The 18529-nt window shown below is 63.9% G+C and carries 15 protein-coding genes; 3 read left to right on the top strand and 12 right to left on the bottom strand.

Translation table 11 applies throughout. The features are described 5' to 3' along the window. Positions 1-122: 122 nt before the first annotated feature. The 5 genes from ACZ0BA_RS09460 to hmpA all read right to left on the bottom strand — a co-directional run bounded on the left by ACZ0BA_RS09460 (position 123) and on the right by hmpA (position 4508). A complete protein-coding gene (locus ACZ0BA_RS09460; protein WP_463451026.1) occupies positions 123-554 on the bottom strand; it encodes a Fur family transcriptional regulator in 432 nt (143 codons plus the stop codon). A 60-nt stretch (positions 555-614) separates the two neighbouring features. Then, on the bottom strand, positions 615-1355 hold the full coding sequence (locus ACZ0BA_RS09455) for an ABC transporter ATP-binding protein (protein WP_463451025.1): 741 nt from the start codon (positions 1353-1355) through the stop codon (positions 615-617). After that, positions 1352-2227: an ABC transporter permease gene (locus ACZ0BA_RS09450; RefSeq protein ID WP_463451024.1), complete on the bottom strand. Its 876-nt coding sequence runs from the start codon at positions 2225-2227 to the stop codon at positions 1352-1354. Before ACZ0BA_RS09450 ends, ACZ0BA_RS09455 begins: the two co-directional genes overlap by 4 nt. Positions 2228-2240: 13 nt before the next feature. Further along, positions 2241-3233, bottom strand: coding sequence for an aliphatic sulfonate ABC transporter substrate-binding protein (locus ACZ0BA_RS09445; RefSeq protein ID WP_463451023.1), 993 nt, complete (start codon positions 3231-3233; stop codon positions 2241-2243). A 93-nt stretch (positions 3234-3326) separates the two neighbouring features. After that, positions 3327-4508, bottom strand: a complete 1182-nt coding sequence (gene hmpA, locus ACZ0BA_RS09440; protein ID WP_463451022.1) for an NO-inducible flavohemoprotein — start codon at positions 4506-4508, stop codon at positions 3327-3329. A gap of 206 nt (positions 4509-4714) precedes the next feature. Here hmpA and ACZ0BA_RS09435 point away from each other — a divergent pair, with 206 nt between their 5' ends. Together ACZ0BA_RS09435 and ACZ0BA_RS09430 are read left to right on the top strand one after the other, a co-directional pair. Then, entirely contained in the window at positions 4715-6760 is a 2046-nt protein-coding gene (locus ACZ0BA_RS09435) for a TonB-dependent receptor family protein (protein WP_463454735.1), read from the top strand. Positions 6761-6991: 231 nt separating this feature from the next. Further along, positions 6992-7759 carry a Crp/Fnr family transcriptional regulator gene (locus ACZ0BA_RS09430; protein WP_463451021.1) on the top strand — a complete coding sequence of 256 codons (768 nt, stop codon included), beginning with the start codon at positions 6992-6994 and terminating at the stop codon, positions 7757-7759. A 12-nt stretch (positions 7760-7771) separates the two neighbouring features. Here the strand turns inward: ACZ0BA_RS09430 and ACZ0BA_RS09425 are convergent, their stop codons facing one another. After that, a complete protein-coding gene (locus tag ACZ0BA_RS09425; protein ID WP_463451020.1) occupies positions 7772-8188 on the bottom strand; it encodes a hypothetical protein in 417 nt (138 codons plus the stop codon). A 15-nt stretch (positions 8189-8203) separates the two neighbouring features. Here ACZ0BA_RS09425 and ACZ0BA_RS09420 point away from each other — a divergent pair, with 15 nt between their 5' ends. Continuing rightward, positions 8204-9652: a SulP family inorganic anion transporter gene (locus ACZ0BA_RS09420; protein WP_463451019.1), complete on the top strand. Its 1449-nt coding sequence runs from the start codon at positions 8204-8206 to the stop codon at positions 9650-9652. A 1-nt stretch (position 9653) separates the two neighbouring features. Here ACZ0BA_RS09420 and ACZ0BA_RS09415 read toward each other — a convergent pair whose 3' ends face one another. The 6 genes from ACZ0BA_RS09415 to ACZ0BA_RS09390 all read right to left on the bottom strand — a co-directional run bounded on the left by ACZ0BA_RS09415 (position 9654) and on the right by ACZ0BA_RS09390 (position 18341). Further along, on the bottom strand, positions 9654-12008 hold the full coding sequence (locus ACZ0BA_RS09415; protein WP_463451018.1) for a hypothetical protein: 2355 nt from the start codon (positions 12006-12008) through the stop codon (positions 9654-9656). Next, complete coding sequence (locus ACZ0BA_RS09410) at positions 12005-12745, bottom strand: hypothetical protein (protein ID WP_463451017.1); 741 nt, start codon at positions 12743-12745, stop codon at positions 12005-12007. Before ACZ0BA_RS09410 ends, ACZ0BA_RS09415 begins: the two co-directional genes overlap by 4 nt. Positions 12746-12798: 53 nt before the next feature. Continuing rightward, complete coding sequence (locus tag ACZ0BA_RS09405; protein WP_463451016.1) at positions 12799-14238, bottom strand: catalase; 1440 nt, start codon at positions 14236-14238, stop codon at positions 12799-12801. 144 nt (positions 14239-14382) lie between these two features. Then, complete coding sequence (pal, locus tag ACZ0BA_RS09400; RefSeq protein WP_463451015.1) at positions 14383-14916, bottom strand: peptidoglycan-associated lipoprotein Pal; 534 nt, start codon at positions 14914-14916, stop codon at positions 14383-14385. Positions 14917-15029: 113 nt separating this feature from the next. Continuing rightward, positions 15030-17201, bottom strand: a complete 2172-nt coding sequence (locus tag ACZ0BA_RS09395) for a UvrD-helicase domain-containing protein (protein ID WP_463451014.1) — start codon at positions 17199-17201, stop codon at positions 15030-15032. A gap of 3 nt (positions 17202-17204) precedes the next feature. Then, positions 17205-18341, bottom strand: a complete 1137-nt coding sequence (locus ACZ0BA_RS09390; RefSeq protein WP_463451013.1) for a LacI family DNA-binding transcriptional regulator — start codon at positions 18339-18341, stop codon at positions 17205-17207. Positions 18342-18529 lie beyond the last annotated feature (188 nt).

Genomic DNA, 18529 nt, shown 5'->3' with positions numbered 1-18529 from the left:
AAGCGCGGACGCGCAGGATTATTGGCACAACTGCTAATGCAATTGAGTTGCATAATAAGTCCGTTCTAAAGTTAATGCAACCATGTTGCATTAACTATTTTGGCGTGAGGTTGCCGGTTTGCTTATTTTTTCGGGGCGCAGTGCGGGCAGGTGCCCTTGATGAGGAAGTCGATTTCCTGGCTTTGAAAGCCATCCGGCAGCTTGATTTTGCGGGGCAGGGCGACATCGGTAAAGCAGGTCACTTCCTCGCATTTGGTGCACTGGAAGTGCGCGTGTTCGTGCGAGTGGTGACCGGCGCCGGCGCTGAAGCGCCAGACCTGGTCGGCGCCGGCGATGCGGTGCACGAGTTCATTTTCAGTCAGCCATTCGAGCACCCGGTACAGCGTGACCGAATCGAGCGCCTCGTCCGACAGGTGGTGCTGGATTTCGTGGTGAGTCAGCGATTTCCCCTGGCCCAGCAAGAAGTCGAGCACCGTCACACGCTGCCGCGTGACGCGCGCGCCGGTGGCGCGTATCAGCGTTTCTGCCTGGTCTGTGGTGGAGGTTTGCATCATGGACGCGATTTTACCAGTTCTGCCAGCGCGTCGCATATCCGGCAAAAGTGGACTTTTCGATCAGATGGCGTGCACCGCGTGCAATCTGTCGATAATCGCCGACTTCAATGCCGCCAGCGCGACATCGCCACGGCCGCGCGGCCGCGGCGGCGGCTGGAACTCCGTCACCGCAGGCGTGCCGACGCCGTCGAGCAGGATAATGCGGTCGCTCAGATACAGCGCCTCGTCGATATCGTGCGTCACCAGCAGCACGGTCAGTTCGCGCTGGCGCGCCACCTTCAGCAGCAGATCCTGCAATTTCATGCGCGTGAAGGCATCAACGGCGGAAAACGGCTCGTCGAGCAGCAGCACCCTTGGATGGCTGAATAACCCGCGTGCGATCGCTGCCCGTTGCGCCTGGCCGCCGGAGAGCTGCTTGGGCAGCGCCTGCGCGTGTTCGTGCAAGCCCACTTCCGCCAGCAGGCGGGTGGACAGCTTTTGGGCGGCGGCGTCGTTGTTGCTATCAAAAGCGACGTTTTGCGCCACGGTCAGCCAGGGAAACAGGCGCGGTTCCTGGAAAATGAAGCCGATATCGCGGTGCACGCCGTCGAGCGCCTGACCATGCAGCTTGATCGCGCCTTGAAAGTCGCGATCCAGTCCCGAGGCGATCGACAGCAGGCTGCTTTTACCGCAACCGCTGGCGCCGATCAGGCTGACCACTTCCCCCTGCCGCAGATCGATGCCGACGTCGCGCAGCACTGTGCGGGCGCCGTAGCGCTTTTCGGCGATGTGGATATCGAGCGCGGAATCGAGATGCTTCATGCGCCGCCCGTCGAGGAAAAGCTGTCGCGCCATGCCAGGCCGCGCTTTTCGATGGCTGCCATCAGGCTGTCGCTGACTTTTCCCAGTATGGCCAGCAGCACGATCGCGGCCAGCACGATGTCGGCGCGGCTGGTTTCGCGTCCTTCCGACAGCAGGTAGCCCAGGCCCTGGCTCGCGGCGATCAGTTCCGCCGCCACCATGAACATCCACGCCAGACTCAATCCATTGCGCAGGCCCGTGAGGATGGATGGCATGGCCGCCGGCAGCAGAACGCGTCGCGTCAGCGCCACGCCGCCCAGCCGGTACAGGCGCGCCACTTCGATCAGCTTGCGGTCCACGCCGCGTATGCCGGACGACACGCCCATGTAGACCGGGAAGAAGGCGCCGATGGCGATCAGCACCAGCTTGGGCGCCTCGTCGATGCCAAGCCAAAGCAGCAGCAGCGGCACCCAGGCCAGCGAAGGAATGGCGCGCAGGGCCTGGAAGGTTGGATCAAGTATCGATTCGGCGCGTCGATTCAGGCCGACGGCCGCGCCCAGCAGCACCGCCAGCGCGCCGCCGATACTGAAGCCGGCCGCCACGCGCAAAGTGCTGGCGCCGATGTGGCCAAGCAGTCCGCGCGTGCCGAGATCGGCCAGTGTCTCCAGTATCTGCGTCGGCGCCGGGAGAAGATTGGAGGGAATCCAGCCGGCGCGGGCGCCGATTTCCGCGCCGATCAGCACCGTCGATGGCAGCAGCAGGCCAAGCAAACCGCGCGAAACGTGCCGCGGCTTTTGCTCGCGCGGGTAGGGCGCCGCAGTTGGTGGTAGCGTGGCCGCCGCCGGTGCACCATCGAAATCGGTGCGCGCATTCGCCGCCAGTTGACTGCTCATATCCGTACCGCTCCTAGACGCGGGCGATGAAAGGCTGGGCGAAGCGCGTGTCGACCAGATCGAGTATCGTGCGGTTCAGGTCCGTGCCGCTTTTGACGAGGCCTTCGTCGAGCAGAATGGGCGCGGCTACTTGCAAGGCCTTCACATGCTCACTACCGGGCTGCGGATTGTTGAAATCTGTCCGCAGTTTGATTTGCAGCAGTGCCACGGGCAGCGATACCTTGGCTTCCTCCGACAAAATCTTGGCCGCTTCCGACGGATTGGCGCGTATCCACGCGCGCGCCTTCTCGTAGGCTTTGATCACGCGACCCAGCTCCGCCGGATGCGCGGCCAGAAAGTCTTCCCGCACGTTGAGGAAGCCGTAGGTATTGAAGGCGACGTTGCGGTAAATCAGGCGCGAACCGCTTTCCAGTTCGCTGGCCGCCATGTGCGGGTCCAGCCCCGCCCACGCATCGACCTTGCCCTGTTCCAGCGCCGCGCGGCCGTCGGCGTGTTGCAGGCCGACGTGTTCGATATCGCTGCGTTTCAGTCCGACCGTCTGCAAGGAGCGCAGCAGGAACAAGTAGGGATCGGTACCTTTGGTGGCGGCGATCTTTTTGCCCTTTAAATCGGCCAAGGTGCGCAGGTTCGAGTCCTTGCGCACCACCAGCGCCGTCCACTCAGGACGCGAGAATATATAAGGCGTTTTGATCGGATTGCCGTTGGCCTTGGCCAGCAAAGCGGCCAGGCCGGCGCTGGAACCGATGTCGATGCTGTTCGCGTTCAGATATTCGAGCGCGCGGTTGCTACCAGCGCTGAGCACCCAGCGCACGCTGGTGCCGTCGGCCTTGAATTCCTCTTCGAGCCAGCCGAAGCGGCGCAGCACCAGACTGGCCGGCGAATAGTAGGCGTAGTCCAGCCGCAGTTCCTTCAGCGGCGCGGCGCCGAAGACCACGGGAGAGGCGCCGCCAAGTGCGGCCAGCGCGGCCCCGTTGGCCGCCAGTTTCAATACAGTCCTGCGCTTCATGTTTTCCTTCGGATAGGCGAGATGCGAGCAGTATTGCATCGGCGCCTTCCGTCGTACACGAAGATATCCGGCTTTACATATCCGAAAAACGCATCAGGCCAGCGCTTCGGCCGGGCCGAAGAACTCGTAGTGCGTCTGCGCCTCGGGCACACCCAATTCCAGCAGATGCGACTTGATGGCCTTCATGAAGGACGTCGGTCCGAGGAAGTAAGCGTCCACGTCGCGCGTGGCCGGCAACCATTCCCGGAGGCGCGCTTGATTCAGGTAACCGGTGGCGTGCGGCTGCGGGCCGGTATCGCCGGCTGTCTCGTAGCAATAGAAGCGCTGAAGCTGCGGACGCTCAAGCGCCAACGCGTCGATCTGGTCGCGGAAGGCATGCACCCCGGCGTGGCGCGCCGCGTGGATGAAGTGGACGGCGCGGCCGGTCGACAGGGCGACAGTCAGCATTGCCAGCGTAGGCGTGATGCCGACGCCGCCGCTGATCAGCACCAGCGGCTTGTCGCCATCTTTCAGCACGAATTCACCCGACGGCGGGAACAGCTGGATGCTGTCGCCGACTTTGACCTGGTCGTGCAGGAAGTTCGACACCGCGCCACCCGCTTCGCGCTTGACGCTGATGCGGTAGTTGGCGCCATTGGCCGCCGCCGACAGCGAGTACTGGCGGCGCGCCTCTTCACCTTCGATGCTGACGGAGATGCCAATGTACTGGCCCGGTTTGTGGGCGACGACGGCGCGGCCGTCGGCCGGCTCCAGCACAAAGGACGTTATCTCTTCGCTTTCGGCCTTTTTGGAGGCAACCTTGAATTGGCGCGCGCCGCTCCAGCCGCCCGGCGCACGGGCGTTGTCTTCGTAGACGGTTTGTTCGGCGCCGGCCAGGATGTCGGCCAGTTGACCATAGGCGGCCGCCCAGGCGTCGATCACGGCGTCGGTTGCGGTGTCGGCGCCGAGCACCTCGCGAATCGCCTTGAGCAGCGAGGCGCCCACCAGCGGATAGTGTTCGCGCTGTATCTGCAACGAGACGTGCTTGTTGACGATGGTCGACACCAGCGGCCCCAGTTGTTCCAGACGGTCGATATTCTTCGCGTACATCAGCACCGCGTTGGCCAGCGCGCGCTGCTGGTTGCCGTCCTGCTGGTTGGCTTGGTTGAAAAACGGCTTCACATGCGGGAAGTCGCGGAACAGCGTCAGATAGAAATGGCGCGTCAACGTTTCGCCGCCCTGTTCCAGAATGGGTACGGTGGCGGTGATGATGGTTTTTTGTTCTGCGCTCAGCATGATGGTCTTTCGTCGTTTGGAAATGGTGTGTAAAGAAGTATAGCGTATACATGTTTAACGCGCTTGGGTCATTTTGTCTCAACGGCAACTGGCCGATGAGAATGAGAACTGTTATCATCTTGCGCTTTAACACCAAGCCCAACACGTCCATGTCCGATTCCGCCTTGTCCGCACCGCGCTCCGGCGCGCATTTCCCCCTGACCGCGATGGCCGCGGCCATCTCCCTGCTGCTGGCGTCGTCCGTGGCACGTGCGCAGGAGGGCGGGGCGACCGCGCCCATCGAATCGATCCAGGTGACGGGCAGTTGGCTTGGCTCGGGCTTGCAGAACAGCGTGAAGAACTTCCCCGGCGCACGCACGGTCGTCGGCAAGGAAGAGATCGAGAACTCGGGCGCCCTTGACATCGGCGACGTGCTGCGCCGCATTCCCGGCGTGCAGGCCACCGACAACTCGGGCACGGCCGGCAGCGCCATTTCGCTCAATATCGGCGTGCGCGGGCTGACCGGCCGCTATTCGCCGCGCTCGACCATCCTGCTCGACGGCATTCCGCTGGCGGTGGCGCCTTACGGTCAGCCGCAGCTGTCGTTCGCGCCGGTGAGCCTGAACAACATCGAATCGATCGACGTCGTGCGCGGCGGCGGCGCGGTGCGCTACGGCCCGCAGAACGTCGGCGGCATCATCAACTTCCGCAGTCGCGCCATTCCCGACGGTCCGGGCGTCAGCGGCGACGTGTCGGTGCGTTACAACGACTTCACCGAGACCGGCCACAGCCGCCAGTACAGCGCCTTCGTCGGCAGCACGCTCGATAACGGCCTGGGCCTCGCGCTGATGTATTCCGGCATGGACGGCTCCGGTTGGCGCGTGGGCAGCGATGAAAAGGTCAACGACGTCGCGCTCAAGTTCCGGTATAAAATCGATCCGCAAAGCGAGGTGTACGGCAAGCTGACGTACTTCGACGTCAACTCGCGCACGCCGGGCGGGTTGTCGGTGGCGCAGTACAACGCCAATCCGTTCCAGAACACGCGGCCGACCGATTTCTGGAGCGGCGACCGCAAGGGCGCCGACGTTGGCTACCTGAACACGCTGTCGGCCACGCAGGAATTCGAGATCAAGGCCTATTACAACGAGAGTTTCCGCCAGAGCGCACTGATCAACGCCGCCCGCACGCAACTGACCTACCAGCCGCGCAACTATCAGGTGCTTGGCATCGAGCCGCGCTACACGCAGCGGTTCGCCGCGTCCGGCATGACGCACGACGTCACGGTCGGCTACCGCTTCCTGCGCGAGCGGGGCGACGACAACAACTATGTGCAAAACGTCGCCACCGGCGTCAACGGCGCGACCGCGACCTTCGTCAACAGCACCGACGCGCACGCTGTGTATATCGACGACCGCATCGCGCTGGGTGCGTGGCGCGTCACGCCGGGCGTGCGCTACGAGCGCATCCGTTCGGAGCGTGACGACATCGCCGGCAACAACACCTTCGAATCGAACAACAACAAGGCGCTGCCTTCGCTGAATGTCGCCTATCTGGTGAACAAGGCGCTGACGGTGTTCGCCAACTACACCACCTCGTTCGGGCCGGTGCAAAACACGCAGCTCAATTCGCAGACGCCGTCCAATCCGCTCAAGCCCGAGCTGGCGAAGACGGCCGAAGTGGGCGCGCGCTGGAAGGGCGGCGCCGTCGGCGCCGAGCTGACCGCGTTCAAGCTCAAGTTCGACAACCAGATCATCCAGGTGCCGGGCATCACGCCGGCGACGTTCCAGAATATTGGCGCGACCGATCACGAAGGCATCGAAACGGCGGCCGACTACACGTTCAGCGACGCCAGCGCACTGGCCGGCCTGAACGTCTACGCCAACTACACGCACACCAAAGCGATCCAGGAATCGGGCGCAACGTCGGGCATGGACGTGCCGTTCTATTCACGCAACACGGACACGGTGGGCGCGCGCTACCGCGTCGGCGCCTTCACCGCCAATTTGTCCAGCACGCATCAGGGCAAGCAATATTCCGACGCGGCCAACACGGTGGCCGAATCGGCCAATGGCGGCGTGGGGCAGATCCCCGGCTTCCGCCTGTGGAACGCGCAGCTGGGCTGGAAGCTGGCTGGCAAGCCAGGTTACGAAATCATGGCGGGCATCAACAACCTGTCGGACAAGCGTTACTACACGCGCAACGTCGACGGCAACGCCGGCCGCATGGTCGGCGCCCCGCGCACGGCATATCTGCAGCTGCGCGCCACGTACTAAAGCAACTGCGGAGGTTTCACATCTTTTTTTTGACCCGGGTGTGCGCTGAACCGCTTTGCGTAGGACAAAGATGACATTTTGCAATGTTCATAACCTACATAGGACTACAAGGTGGTCCTATACCGACGAGTTAGCCCTCTAGCTATAGTGTCATCAACGGTGAGGCAAACATGCCACCGCGATCCACACGACATCATTCGAAGGATCAACAAGACACTAAAGGCTGACACCATGAACGCTTTCGATACCACCTCCGCAACTCGCTCGATCAACGTTGGCGCCGCAGCACAACCAATCAGTTTGATTGGCGCGCAACAGAACGATTTGCTGCGCGCCTTGTCGCGTGATGATCTGCTGGCCTTGTTCAGCGATCTGGAGCTGGTCGCATTGCCGGCAGGTAAGCATCTGTTCGACTACGGCGACAAGGTGGAATACACCTACTTCCCGACCAACGCGATCGTATCGCTGCAATATGTGATGGAAGATGGCGCGACCACCGAGATCGCCGTCGTCGGCCGCGAAGGCGTCGTTGGTGTCGCCTTGTACCCAACCGAGCGCGCCAGCTATTCGGCAGTGGTCGAGGCTGATGGCTACGGCTATCGCCTGCGCACCGAAGTGCTGCGTGAAGCGTTTTACGCCGGCGGCCCCCTGGCCCAGCAACTGATGCGTTACACCAGCGCAATGTTTGCCCAGTTGGCGCAAAGCGTTGCCGGTAGCCGTCACACCAGCATCGAGCAGAAACTGTGCCGCTGGTTGCTGGAGCGTCTGGACCGTTCGATGACCAGCGAACTGAAAGTGACGCAAGAAATGATCGCCAACATGCTGGGCGTGCGCCGCGAAAGCGTCACCGGCGCGGCGGGCAAGCTCGCTGAGGAAGGTTTGATCACCTACCGCCGGGGTTGCGTGACGGTACTGGATCGTGCAGCGATGGAACGCCGTGCGGGCAGCTGCTACCAAGCTAGCCGCAAGGCGGCCCAGGTCGAACAGCGCGCAGCGTGATATTAGAAGGAATTAGTGCAGGACGCGGGAGGCAGGCGGCATCACCAGGAAGCCGCTGAACTCCGCCCGCGCAGCAGGGCGCGGTGCAAGGTTGTCCAACTTACGTTGAACCAATTTATGCCAGGCGCTTGCCCAACGTGCCGCAAGTTGAGATTCCTCGGCCGAACGCGCATACATCGTGCGCTCCACAGCGATTTTCTGGCGGTTCAGGGCACGGGTGGCGGATGTCAGAGTAGTCATGGCGATATGTCGTACGGGCAAGTGGTTAAGAAGTTCGCAAGGTAATTCTGCCGCGCTCAGCGGTTTTTGAATGTGCGCCATTTCACCCATAACGATGAGTAAACGAATGCCGCCGTGTAAAATGCGCGGACTGTTGCGTTTTAGCGTCGCCTGCGGCGGCGTTCCTGCACTCTTTTGGCGCGTTTTCACCTCTTTCTCTCTCCTATGTGGTCATCAAATTTTTCTAAAAATGCACTTGCAGGCCTGACCACGTCCTTCGCTTTAGTTCCCGAATGCATCGCTTTTGCGCTCGTTGCCCACCTCAATCCACTGACCGGGCTGTACGGTGCTTTCTTCATTTGCACGCTGACGGCCATTTTCGGCGGCCGTCCCGGCATGATTTCCGGTGCCGCCGGCTCCATGGCGGTGGTGATTATTGCCCTGGTCGCCCAGCACGGCTTGCAGTATTTCCTGGCGACGGTGGTGCTTAGCGGAGTGATCATGCTGCTGTTCGGCGTGTTGAGGATGGGGAAACTGGTCAGCATGGTTCCGCATCCGGTCATGCTCGGCTTCGTCAACGGTTTGGCGATCGTCATCGCGTGGTCGCAACTGCAACACTTCAAGGCCGACGGCCAATGGCTCCAGGGCACCTCGCTAGTTTGGATGTGCGCGCTGGTGGCGCTGACCATGACGATCGTTTATGTGCTTCCACGCCTGACCAAGGCCGTGCCGCCCGCGTTGGTCGCGATTGTCGGCGTCGGCCTGTTGTCCGAGGGCTTGCATCTGCCCGCGCGCACCTTGGGCGACATGGCGCAAATCGCTGGCGGCCTGCCGATATTCCACATCCCGGAGTTACCGATGACGGTGGAGACGCTGCAAATCGTGCTCCCTTACGCCTTGCTGATGGCGGTGGTCGGCCTGCTCGAGACGCTGCTGACCTTTAATCTGACCGACGAAATCACCGAAACACGCGGCTTGCCGAACCGCGAGTGCGTGGCGCTGGGCGCCGCGAACGTCACCTCTGGCCTGTTCGGCGGCATGGGCGGCTGCGCGATGATCGGCCAGACCATGATCAATCTGAGTTCGGGCGGCCGCACGCGCGTCTCCGGCGCCGTCAGCGGCATCATGATCTTATTGTTTATACTGTTTTTGTCGCCGCTGATCGAGCGCATTCCGCTGGCGGCGCTGGTAGGGGTGATGTTCGTGGTGGCGCAGCAGACCTTCGCCTGGGGTTCGCTGCGCGTGCTGGGCAAGGTGCCCAGGCATGATGCGCTGTTGATCGTGGTTGTCACCTGCATCACCGTGGCGACCGATCTGGCGGTGGCGGTGCTGTGCGGGATCGTGATCGCCGCGCTCAGCTTCGCCTGGCGCCATGCCCGCGAGATCCGCGCGGACGTGGCGCAGGGCGCCGACGGCGTCAAATACTATACGCCGCACGGCACGCTGTTTTTTGCGTCCATCGCGCACTTCAACGATTTGTTCGATCCGCAGGGCGATCCTCAAAACGTGGTGCTCGATTGCCGTTATCTGCGCCTCGCCGACCATTCGGCGGTGGTGGCGGTGGCGACGCTGCACGAGCGTTACATCAAGGCCGGCAAGGCGCTGGAAGTCCAGCACCTGTCGAAGCGGTGCGAAACGCTGCTGCACCGCGCCGGCGTGGTGATCACTGCTTGAATCAGTAGAAGTAGGGCGTCTTGTTCGCCCACTCGCTCTTGGCGTAGCGCTTGTGCAGAAGTGTGAAGGCGCGCTTGGACAGCGACTTGGCGTCATCGTCGAGGCAACCGCCGCGCGTCGATTGCACCACCACATGCAATAGCCATGGCAGGTCGGGATCGTTGGGCGCCTTGACCGCCCGCTGCAGCACATGGTCGCCGAGAAAGCCGGTGGCGGTTTTTAAAGCGGCCAATTGCGCCAACTCCTTGTCGCGCAGCGCGACGTTGCCGGTCTGCGGCATGGCCGGCGCTCTCTCCAGCTGGACGTCCTCCGAGTATTCCGCGCCGGCCCTGGCCGGCATTTTGCACCACATGGCGGCCGTGGTTTCATCGGCCGGCTGCAACGAAATTTCCGCCGGTGCATAAGCGCCAGCCATCGGCGTCAGATTGTATCGGGCGGCGTTGAGCATCATCCAGTGGCGCCGTTCCTGCGCGTCCGGCAGCGCGCGGTACTTGCGCATCACCGGCGCCAGTATCGTCGAATTCTGCTCGACCTGCTGCGCAGCCTTGAGCGCCTCATCCCCTTGTCCGAGCAAGTCGAAACGCATCCACGCGGCGACGCCGATGCGCGCGCGCACCGTTTGCGGCAGGCGGGTGTCGGCGCCGAGCGCGTACAGGTCGGCCGCGGCCAATCCGGAATTGAGCCAGCGCTGGCCGTCGGCGGCCAAGGTCTCCGGGCTTTGTGGCGCGGCCTTGGCCTGCTCGCCGGTGTCGGCGTCGAAATCGCCGTTCTGCCTGCGCATCAGGTAGGCGGCGGCCTCCGCCGGCGTGGCGGCGATCGCGAAGCGCTCCTGCAGGAACAGGTTGCGCGCGCTGTTCGAATCGCGGTTCGCCAGCGCGGCCTCGCCGACCGCGCGCGCTTTGTCGGGCTGCTGGCTCAGACGGTAGTGGCGTGCCAGCGCCAGCCGCAGCGTGGCGTATTCCGGTGCTTCCGGCGCGACCTGCGCCATCGCCTTTTCCAGCTCCGGTGTCAGCGTCGTGGACAGCATCGCCGTCGCCATCAACCACACGCGCGCCTGTGGCGCATTGCCCGTTTTGAGATGCCGCGACCATAAATCGGCGGCGTGCGCGCGCTCGGCGGCGCAATTGGACGTGGCGCCGGCATCCTGGCATTGCACGCTTTGTATCCAGTCGACGAAGCTCGCGTTCTCGCGCAGCGTCTTGCGCTTGTCGATGCCGCCCGGCGCGTGTGACGCCAGCAGTTGGTCCGCCAGTACCGCCCAGTCGCCCAGATGATCGTCGACATACGGATCGGCGCGCGGATCGTCCAGCAGTTTGCTTAAATGGGCGAAGTGGGGTTCCGGCGTCAGGCGCGCACGCATCGTGCGGCCGATCACGCGGCTATCCTCATGACGCTCCTTGAGCGCAGGGTCGGCGACGATGCGGTCGATGCTGGCCTGGATGTCCGCCATTTTCCTCTGCTCCGAGGCCAGGCGCTGCGCGGCGGCGGCCGGACCTTCGGCGCCGGCCGCCTGTTGCGCTTTCCAGCGCTCCTCGTCCGTGCCGGGCACAAACAACGCGGCGCGCGCCTGCGAGCGCAGGCTCAGATACGCGCCCCATGGGCGCAGCGGATGATTGTCGGTGGCGCCGATCCTGGCGAACAAGGCGCCGCTCCGGGCGTAGTCCTGGCTATAGAACGCGGCCGATGCCAGCTGGTAGTCACGTATCTGGCGCCAGTACAGCGCTTCGGTCGCCGGTAGCGTGGCCGGTGCGGCGACAGCCGGCTTGGGCTGGCCGTAACCAGCGCGCTGGGCGTCCGGATCGTCTCCGCAAGCCTTGAAGACTTGACGTTGCGCCGACACCCAGTCGGCCAGACGGGCGGGCGTCGCATCCGGGCGCTTGGCGAGCGCGGTGAGCGTGCTGGTGGCGAAGGTGTAGCTGGCGGCCGGGCAGTTCAGATAACTATCGAGCACCAGATCCTTGTTCCGTGGTGGCGACATTTCGCGCTTGAGGGCCACGGCCACGGCGTCGCGCCATGCGGTGTAGAGTTCCCGACCCGGCTCGCTGCCCGACCAGCCGCCCTTTCGCAGTTTGAGCAGGTTGGGCAGGCCGCCTTCCGGATTAGGCGCTGTTTTCAACCCTGCCGGGCCGAGGGCGACGTCGCGCCATGCGGTGTAAAGGTAGGCGCGTTCGTAGGAGGGCAGTACCACCCCCAGCTTGCCATTTTGGTAGCGGTGCGGGGCGATGTCGGTGCCGGTGCGGTCGACATAGCCGTCCCAGGGGGCATCGCTGCTGGCCATGGCCGCGGAAGCGGTCAGCAGCGCGGCGGTGGCGAAAATGGCAGGTGAAATGCAATGCGGTCGCGAGCGAAATGTCATGGTGTGGTCTTGGGCTGTGGAGAGCTGGCCGCCGCATCGCGCTTCCACGCGTGGCGGTCGAACCAGTAGGTTTTACGATAGCGTTCATGCACCTGCGGCGCGAACGGCTCCTGCGGCGAGAAGCCTGCGCTGCCGGCGCGGCAACTGGCGTGCAGCGTGCCTGGCGACTGTTCGATGATCGCGCGCAGGCGGACCTTGTCCCTGCCCATGCGGAAGAACATCGGCACCACCTCGTCGGCGGCCAGATCGTCGAGCCACGCGGGCGAGCGACACCACCACGCCAGCGCGGTCACGCTCAACTTGACGTTGACGGGCAACTGCCCGCGCAGTTGGCGCACCAGCGAGCGGTAAAAGTCGCGTTGCGACGGTTTGGCTTCCATGTCGAGCTGCACCCAGCCGGACGTCGTGGCGTCGGCCGCTTCAAGCATCGCGCGCACGATCATCGCACGGCGCGATTCGATGTCGATCGGTGGATTTACGGTGCTGACTTCAACGTGGACCACGGGCGTGATGCGTGTCGACGCGGGCATCGCGGGCCAGCGCTGGCGCGGGCGGGTGAGGGCGGTGGCGCCGGAGAGCAGGATATGGCGTTGCAGGACGGCCGCTTCGGCAGCGGACCACGCGGGCAGCCGCGCCTCGTCCCATAGCCAGGCGATGGTCGGCGCGCCCTGGGCGGCGCCGGCGTGCAACAGCAATGCGGTGAGTGACAGGAACAGGGAAAGCGTGAAACGTCTCACCGGCGTCTTCAAGTTGCAGAAAACGCCATTTTACACAGCTGTTGCCTGATTTGCTACTTCGCTTCGAGTGCCGCGATCGCAGCCATCACCCCCGCGCCGTAGGCCGGATCGGCCTGCGTACAGTTGAAGATGTGGCGCTCTTGCACCGGCTTCGATACGCCATGGATGGCGCGCGCGGTGTTCTCGAACAGCAGCTGCTTCTTCTCGTCCGTCAGCAGCCGGAACAGGTTGCCGGGCTGGGAGTAGTAGTCGGTGTCGACCCGATGGTCCCAATGCGCGGCCGCGCCCTCGAGCGACAGCGGCGGTTCGGCGAACTGTGGCTGCTGCAGCCATTCGCCACGGCTGTTCGGTTCATACGAGGTGCCGGCGCCGTGGTTGCCGTCGGTGCGCATGGCGCCGTCGCGGTGGTAGCTGTGGAACGGGCATTTGGGCGCGTTGACTGGGATCGCGTGGTGGTTCACGCCCAGGCGATAGCGTGCGGCGTCGCCATACGAGAACAGGCGCGATTGCAGCATTTTGTCCGGCGAGAAGCTCACGCCCGGGACCACGTTGGCCGGCGAGAAGGCCGACTGTTCGACGTCCGCGAAGTAATTCTCGGCGTTGCGGTTCAATTCCAGCACGCCGACATCGATCAGCGGATAGTCCTTGTGCGGCCAGACCTTGGTCAGGTCGAACGGGTTGTAGGGCACCTTGGACGCCTCGTTCTCCGGCATGATCTGCACCGCCAGCTTCCAGCGCGGGAAGTCGCCGTTTTCGATGGCGTCGAACAGGTCGCGCTGCGAGCTTTCGCGGTCGTTGGCGACAACCGCCGCCGCCTCGGCGTCGCTGAAGTTGGCGATGCCCTGCTGGCAAACGAAGTGGAACTTGACCCAGAAGCGTTCATTGGTCGGGCTGATGAAGCTGAAGGTGTGGCTGCCAAAACCGTGCATGTGGCGGTAGCCCTTGGGGATGCCGCGATCGCTCATGACGATGGTGATCTGGTGCAGCGCCTCCGGCAGCAGGGTCCAGAAGTCCCAGTTGTTTTCGGCGCTGCGCAAGTTGGTCTTGGGGTCGCGCTTGACGACGTGGTTCAGGTCCGGGAACTTGAGCGGGTCGCGGAAGAAGAACACCGGCGTGTTGTTGCCGACCACGTCCCAGTTGCCTTGCTCGGTGTAGAACTTGACGGCGAAACCGCGGATATCGCGTTCGGCATCGGCCGCGCCACGCTCGCCGGCGACGGTGGAAAAGCGCATGAAGATCTCGGTCTTCTTGCCGATCTCGGAGAACAGCGCCGCGCGCGTGTACTTGCTGATGTCGTGAGTGACGGTGAAGGTGCCGAAGGCGCCGGAACCCTTGGCGTGCATGCGGCGCTCGGGTATCACCTCGCGCGCGAAGTGGGCCAGCTTTTCGAGGTGCCAGACATCCTGCAGCAGCACCGGGCCTTGCGGGCCGGCGGTCTGGGTGTTCTGGTTGTCGACGACCGGCGCGCCGGCGGCCGTGGTGAGGTTTTTCATGGAAGTCCTTCAGTGTGCGTTGAACGGAAACTTCCAGCATAACCAACGCGTTGCCTCCGCGCAGCTCTCTTTCGGGAGAGTCAAACGCAAAAAAGCCCGGCTAAAAAACCGGGCTTTGATCACGCTACTGGTACTGCAAGCAAATTACTTGCTTGGGTAGGCCAGGTCGGCGCGACGGTTCTGGGCGCGCGACGCCTCGTCGGTGCCGGATGCTTTTGGCTTTTCTTTACCGAAGCTGACGGCTTCCATCTGGCTGTCTTGCACGCCTTGGGTTTTCAGGGCGGTGATGACGGCTTGCGCGCGCTTCTGGCCCAGGGCCAGGTTGTACTCGGCGCTGCCCTGGTCATCGGTGTTGCCTTCGACTTTGATCGACACGTTCGGGTTCGCGGCCAGGAATTTACCGTGGTCGGCGACTACGGCGTCGAACTCTGGCTTGACGGTGTACTTGTCGAAGTCGAAGTAGACGCTACGGTTTTTGTAGATCGAGCTGTTTGGGTCCAGGTACGCTGGCAGGGTGGCTGCTGCCGGAGCGGCGACTGGCGCTGCTGCTGGAGCTGGGGCCGCCGCTGGCGCAGGGGCAGGGGCTGGTGCCGGTGCTGGGGCTGGAGCAGGGGTCGAGCAAGCGCTCAGCAGGGCTACGGTGCAGGCTGCCAGCAGGGTGTTGATTTTTACGTTCATGGAAATACTCCCGAATTGTATTTTGTTATTGACACATTGGTGTAGTGAGGCTGTTCAGCCAGCCGCGAGCGACATTATATAAGCATTTCTCTATTATTAATTGGCGCAATGCATTATTTTTTAAGCCAACGTGAGAAAAGTGACATATCTCGCGAAGATTCCACGTACCAGGCGCGCCGCGCGATGTCGAATTGTGCTCCCAGCGCCTTGACCTCATCCTTCTCGTGGAAGGTTGCGGTCAGATAGTGACGTCCCGGCGTTGCGGCCGGCTGAGCCTGGTTGCGGGCCATGGCCGCCTCGGCGGCAGCGGCCGATTGCTGCAGGCGCATCTCGGCGATGAACACGCTGCGCAGCGCCGGGTCGGCCGGCGATAGCAAGGTCAGGCGGGCGCGCGCGCGGGTGACGCCGACGTAAAACAGGTTTTCCTCGTCGCGCCGGAGCTGCATCGGATGCGGAAACTCGTCGGCCTGCAAAAACGGCAGGATCACGTGTTCGAACTCCTTGCCCTTGGCGTTGGCCACGCATTCGATCAACACCGCCTTGCGTTCGCGCTTGCGGCGGATGAAGGCTTCGCGGGCGTTCATGGCGGTCCAGAACTCGCGCAGGCTCTGGCCGGACGCCGCCGCCGATTCCAGCAGGCCGGCCACCGATTTATTGACCACGCCGGCCTCGTACGGACGCACGAAGATGCGGCGCGCGGTCGCCACCAGTTTGACCCGCTCGCACAGCTCCGTCAGCACGGCCGCCGCCGGCGTGGCCGGATCGAGCGCGGACAGCCAGGCGATGGCGTCGATGACGGCCTTCTTGGTGGCCTGGCTGGCCACGTCGCGGTAGCTGATTTGCTCGCCGTCGCGGTGGTCGTCCTCGATCATGAACAATTCGCCAAGCAGCGCCGGGTCCTTGATGATCTGCGCCTTGAAGTTGTCCATGCGCCGCGCCGAGAACTTCATTTCGCTGAAGGCCGTCATGGCGTCGACAATGGCCGCGCGCACCTGGTCGGATTTGACGGCGGCAAAGTCCTTCAGGGCGATGGCCAGCATGCCGCGCAAGAACAGGATCTCGTCGCGTTGCAGGTAGCCGGCCATGGCCGGGGTGCGGTAGTCGATGTCCGCCTCGATCAGCGCGTTCTCGATCGCCATCGACTGGTGGCGGTCGCGGATCAGGATCGCACAGCCGTCGTACGCGTGGCCGTCGGCCTTCCACTGGCGGATCGCGCCGATCGCCGCCTGCGCGCATTCGGCCGGCGTGGCGTAATGCGCCTGGCGGATCTGCGTGTGCAGCGGCAGGCTCGATTCGACCGTTTTATGTTTGAATTCGGCCATCGCGTAGGCCAGGTGCGGGCCGTGGCGATAGCTGTAGGTCAGCGGATAGCGCACCAGCTTGGGATGGCGCTCGGCGAAGCGGCGGTTCAGATATTGTTCGCTGGCGCCCAGTTTGGCGTGGATCACCTGGTCCTTGTCGCCGGCGCCGACAAAAAAGCACTGCGGGCGGCCGATCAGGGCGTCGAGGATGCGGAAGGCCGCTTCGTTCAGATCGTGCAATTCGTCGCACAGCACCAGCCGGTAGTCGGGAAAGTGCTCGGCCAGGCGCGCGCCGGCGTCCAGGTTGCAGGCCAGGTCGTAGGTGGCGTCGAACGGGCCGCGGAACACCGCGCCGGCGCCGCCGTCCAGGCGCAAGGTTTCGTATTCGACCGTGGTCAGGTAGTCGGCCAGCGGCACGCCGAGCAGCTCGGCGATGTCCTCCAGTCCCATGAAGTCGACGTCGGCGGCCAGCGCCATCGTCGCTTTCAGTCCCAGCTGGGCGTCGAGGAACTGGCTTAGCGCGATGCTGTGGGTGTGCAGTTCCAGGCCCTCCAGCCGTCCGGCGTAGCGCGCGCCGACGCGGTCGACGGCGGCCAGCGCGTATTCCTTGAGCTGGCGCGCTTCCGTGCAGCGGCGCAGGTTGTCGCCATCGATGGCGTCCAGCCGCCACGCGGCGAAATCCTCGAACGTCATCACGGCCAGGCGGGCCACCAGCGCCTGCGGTACGCCGACATCGATCAGGCGCTGGCGCATCACATCGCGCGCCTCGGGCGTGAAGGTCAGCGCCAGGATCTGTTCCGGAGGGAGCTTGCGGGCCAGCGCCTCGCCGATGCGGATCGCCAGGGTGGTGGTCTTGGCCGCGCCGGCGTTGGCGTCGACCAGCACCACCTTGCTCTGGGATAGCTGGATGGCCGTCTGTTCCGGCGTCGGGATCAGGCCTTGCGGGGTGAAACGGATGGGATTTGGAGGTTGGGCAGCGTTCATCCGCTACATTATAGCGACCGGCGTCCGCATGGCGGCAGCCGGTGCGGCGCACGGCGCCGGCGCCGGCGTCAGTCTGGCCGTCGCGCCCTCGATGAACTGGGCGCTGAAGACGCGCCGCTCCGGCCGGGCATCCGGGCTGCAGTCCTGACTGTCGATGACGGCGCACAGCAGGTCGGCCGCCGCCGTGGCCATTTTCGGCATCGGCTGGCGCAGCGTGGTGAGGTTGTAACTCAACCAGTTGGACGGTTCGACGGCGTCGAAGCCGGCCACCGACAATTGTCCCGGCACGTCGATGCCCAGCTCATGGCGGGCGCAATCGAGGCAGCCGATGGCCATCACGTCGCTGCCGCAGATGATCGCGTCCGGCACTTCGCCCATTTGCGCGATGATGGCTTTGAGGCCGGCGCCGCCGCTTCGGTAGTCGGACTGGCCGGGCACCACCACCGGCGGCGGCAGTCCCAGTTCGGCCAGCCGTTCGCAGGCGCCGCGCCGGCGTTCGTTGGCCACCGACGAGTCCTCGGTGCCGGCGATGATGCCAAAGCGGCGGTGGCCGGCGGCGGCCAGGCGCGACACCAGCATGCGGCCGGCCTCCAGGTGATCGCAGGTGACGGTGTTGACGACGCGCTCGCGCAAGGTGCGGTTGAACAGCACCAGCGGCATGTGGCGGCGTTCGAATTCGGCGATGTGCCCGTCGCTGAGGCGGGCGGCGGCGATCACGCCATCGACCTGGAACTGCCAGACGTCGGTCAGCACACGGTCGACATCGGTTTCGCGCGCCAGGGTGAACAGCAACACGCGCTTGCCGCGCGCGGTGATCTGCTGGCTGAGCTCGGCGAGCAGCTCCGGATAGTACAGGTTGGCCTGGTTGGTGATGATCACCGCGACCATGTTGGAGCGGCGCGTGATCAGGCTGCGGGCGGCCGCGTTGGGGATGTAATCGAGCAATGAGGCCGCTTTCATCACCCGGGCGTGGGTCGCCTTGGAGACGCTGGCGCCCGGCTTGAAGCAGCGCGAGACGGCGGATTGCGAGACCCCGGCCACCTGCGCCACATCATAAGAGGTGACGCGGCGCGCTTCGCGGGCGATGGTGGCTTTGTGTTCAGTAGCGCTGATCTCAACTGTCGGCTTGGATTTGGTCATTATCTCGTTATCGTCGTGGTGACCGCTGGTGTCGCCCAGGTTCCGGCATCGCTATTGCTTGCCGATAGCAGTCATGTCGAGGATAATCAAAGTATTGCCTTTAGGAAATAACTATCGTGCTTCCCTGTGGAAATTACGTACGCACTGTGGTGGCACAGCAATTTTCCCTGATGAGGGCGTTTTTCTGA

Source organism: Duganella sp. AC917, assembly GCF_979258245.1.
The sequence above is the reverse complement of the archived record's forward strand: the minus strand, read 5'-3'. Positions and strand labels throughout refer to the sequence as shown.